This is a genomic window from Spiroplasma endosymbiont of Megaselia nigra (assembly GCF_003987485.1).
Classification (GTDB): domain Bacteria; phylum Bacillota_I; class Bacilli_A; order Mycoplasmatales; family Mycoplasmataceae; genus Spiroplasma.
On sequence record NZ_RCOO01000140.1, the window covers coordinates 1 to 3,107 of the forward strand.

Annotated in this window: 5 protein-coding genes; 4 read left to right on the plus strand and 1 reads right to left on the minus strand. The window is 22.4% G+C overall.

The window, feature by feature from the left end; translation table 4 throughout:
* The 3 genes from D9R21_RS07310 to D9R21_RS05390 all read left to right on the plus strand — a co-directional run.
* Positions 1 to 849: hypothetical protein (locus D9R21_RS07310; RefSeq protein WP_158613920.1), on the plus strand; the 849-nt coding region annotated here is incomplete at its 5' end.
* Between the two features lie 120 nt (positions 850 to 969).
* Complete coding sequence (locus D9R21_RS05385; protein ID WP_126821401.1) at positions 970 to 1,296, plus strand: hypothetical protein; 327 nt, start codon at positions 970 to 972, stop codon at positions 1,294 to 1,296.
* 102 nt (positions 1,297 to 1,398) lie between these two features.
* Entirely contained in the window at positions 1,399 to 1,884 is a 486-nt protein-coding gene (locus tag D9R21_RS05390; protein ID WP_126821402.1) for a hypothetical protein, read from the plus strand.
* Positions 1,885 to 2,093: 209 nt separating this feature from the next.
* Here the strand turns inward: D9R21_RS05390 and D9R21_RS05395 are convergent, their stop codons facing one another.
* On the minus strand, positions 2,094 to 2,417 hold the full coding sequence (locus D9R21_RS05395; protein WP_126821403.1) for a hypothetical protein: 324 nt from the start codon (positions 2,415 to 2,417) through the stop codon (positions 2,094 to 2,096).
* A 332-nt stretch (positions 2,418 to 2,749) separates the two neighbouring features.
* Between D9R21_RS05395 and D9R21_RS05400 the strand changes: the two genes are divergently transcribed.
* Complete coding sequence (locus D9R21_RS05400; protein ID WP_126821404.1) at positions 2,750 to 3,076, plus strand: S1 RNA-binding domain-containing protein; 327 nt, start codon at positions 2,750 to 2,752, stop codon at positions 3,074 to 3,076.
* The last annotated feature ends 31 nt before the right edge of the window (positions 3,077 to 3,107 follow it).

Here is a 3,107-nt window from a genome sequence, read left to right on the forward strand (position 1 = left end):
GTTAAGACAAAACAAAAACCAACCTTAAACTACTCTCAAAATAGCGTTAAAATAGGTTTTATTGACAAAGATGAATATATTAAAATTATTGGTTATGAAATTAGTGACTTTAATTTTAAATTACAAATTCAACAAAATACCACAGTCCAAGATAATAGTACAAGTTATGTTATGATTGATGAAAAAGATATTTTAATCAATTATATTTCAAAACAATACAAAGAATTTTTAGAAACATTAGAGTTAAAAATAGTATCTATTAATGAACCAATTATTGAAAACAACAAAAATGAATTATATATCATTGAAGAATATAAACGCCCTTATACACCTGATGGTGTTGATATTATAAAATCTACTCATTTAGTTAAAATAACTGATTTTAAGTGAAAAAACCAGAATAGTATTCATTTAGTTTTACAAAAATCATTGCCAGAAGATACTGTCTTTACTGGGATTGAAATTAAATATCCTAAATCAATTTTATTTGGAAATATAAAATGTTGAGGCAATGTGAATGGTGTTTATTCTTATCCACAATCTATTATTCAAAATGCTAGTTTAGTACCATTATTATTAGTACCATTATTATCAATGCCAATTGAAACAAATCCTAATGTACGAATATTTCAATATTGATTAGGATATAGTTTTTTACCATTTGAAATAGCAAGACATTTTTCTACTCCAAATGATTGTTTAATTTTAGTTAGTATTGGTGACCATGATGAAGAACCAATAAAACAAGTGATTAAAAATGCAAGAATTTTAGAAGGTAATATTGTTGCATATTATAATCCTCCTGGTAAATATTCATATAATGTTAAAATACCTGACAAAATGCCATAAACACCATCTATTTGATTACTTCCACCAATATGACAAAATAATCTTCCTCAATATGGTGATTTATTAATCGAAATACAAGCTTCTCCCCTAAACGGAGATTTAGAAGAAGTATTAAGAGATATGTTAACATATCGTTATAATTATGATAGAAAATTTCGCGGTGCAAAATACGATGAAAAAGGTAATCCCACAAATGAAAGTGCAATAGTAAAACAATTATTCGAAGGACAAAAACCTGAAAATGTTATTGATGGTTTATTTGAAAACTGAAAGTTTAATAATCCAACTTATTTATCTGATATTGCAGTAAAAATATTTAAGCAAGTTGTATATATGTTGTCAAATTATGTATATAGTAATATGGCAATTAATAAAGGTTATAATGATGATATTAAATTAGTTTCTCCTTATTATTTTGAATTACTTTCTGAACCAAGAATTAAATAAGGCAAAGGAAAAGAAGCATACTACGAGTTTAAAGATTGTATAGTACAGTTAAAATCATCATATTTTGATTTTTCTGATTTAAAAAATAAGAATTATTATGAAATGGAAACAAGTAATATAAAAGTTATAAATAATGATATTTCAGAAAATCCTATTTATCAATTAGAAGCAAATTATTTTAATTGATTATCCGTAACAAATGAACTAGAAACAAATAACATTCCTTCGCTTATACCTTCTGAAATTAAATTATCAGATGGCGAATATGGTAAATATTTAACTAATTTAATAATTTCTAATGATAAAGTACAACAAGTTTTAAATGAATTATATGCTTATCATAAAAAAGGAACAGTATATTCAAAATCAGAATGATTAAATTTAATTAATAATTTTGTTGAAAATAATATGAAAATATTTTTTTCACAAAATATTAATGTTTTAAATAAAATCAAAATATCGGGAATATGAGGTTATGGAAATTATGATATTATAATTTTTACTGAAAAAGAACAAATTAATATTAATAATTTACAATTATTTAATAAAAGCAATGAAAAATTATCATTAATTACATTAGAAATATAAAAAGTTATTTTTAGACTACATTCTAAAAATAACTTTTTAATTTATAAAATAACCATCATATTTTTTATTATCTAAAATATATTTTTTATCTCATTCTTTTGAATAAATTTCTCATTCAATTCTTTTGATTGAAAATTTTTTTAAATTTATCATATTTTTATATTTCAAATAAAATAATGAGTAAACAACACTATATACTTTATCAAAATTTAAATTAGTTTCGTCTGTACACCATAAAAATATAGTGTATTTATATTATTTTTAAATATATCATTGGAATTATTTTTTTCATTTTCTGTTTTATAGTCAATTATTGCTTGACCTATTTTTTGATTTTTATTAAAAAATACACGAGTTCTATCTCTTTCTAAAAATGAATTTTCAAATTTTGCTTTATTATTGGCAGCTGTGACAAATACAATAGGCAAAGAAATACATAATCCTAACAATAAAATTGTTATTAACAATATTGCTATTTTCTTTTTTGTTTCAGTTAGGAAAAAGCACTTTATTGATAAAATTAAATATCTCATACTATCCTTCCTTTACTCAAATTTATTATTTGATACTGATATAATCTGGGCTCGCGGTGATTTTCATAATTTTATGAAAAATTACTTAAAGTTTAAAAAAAACTTTTGTCGCGCTTTTCAAAATACTTGGTAAAAATTCTAAGCGTTAAGCGAAGAATTTTATAAAGGTTCCCAAATTTATTTGAAAGAACCTCAAAAATATTTTTTAACTTGTAAGTTATTTTATCACAAAAATTTAAGAAAATCAACCGCTCGCCCAATTCCTGCAAATGATTTTTATAGTCTTAATGATATAATTAAAGCATTTAAAGAAAGGAAGTATATTTAATTTTATGTATAAAAAAGGAAATAAAGTTAATGTTAAAATAACAAACATTACACCCTATGGTGCTTTTTGTAGAGCAGAAAAGGCTGATGGTTTAATTCATATTAGTGAGATTTCAAATTATTATGTAAGAGATATTAAAGATTTTTTCACTGTTGGTGATGAAATTGAGGTTGAGGTACTTGATTTTAATATAGTTAGAAAACATCTTAAATTAAGTTATAAAAATTGTTATCCTGAACTATTGAAAAATGATGATGGTAATGAAATACAAGAAAAATCACCTAGTTTAGAAAAATCATTAAATACTAATTATTTAATAAATAAAAAGTAAATAAAATTTATAAATTTTAGAAGGTTTTTAA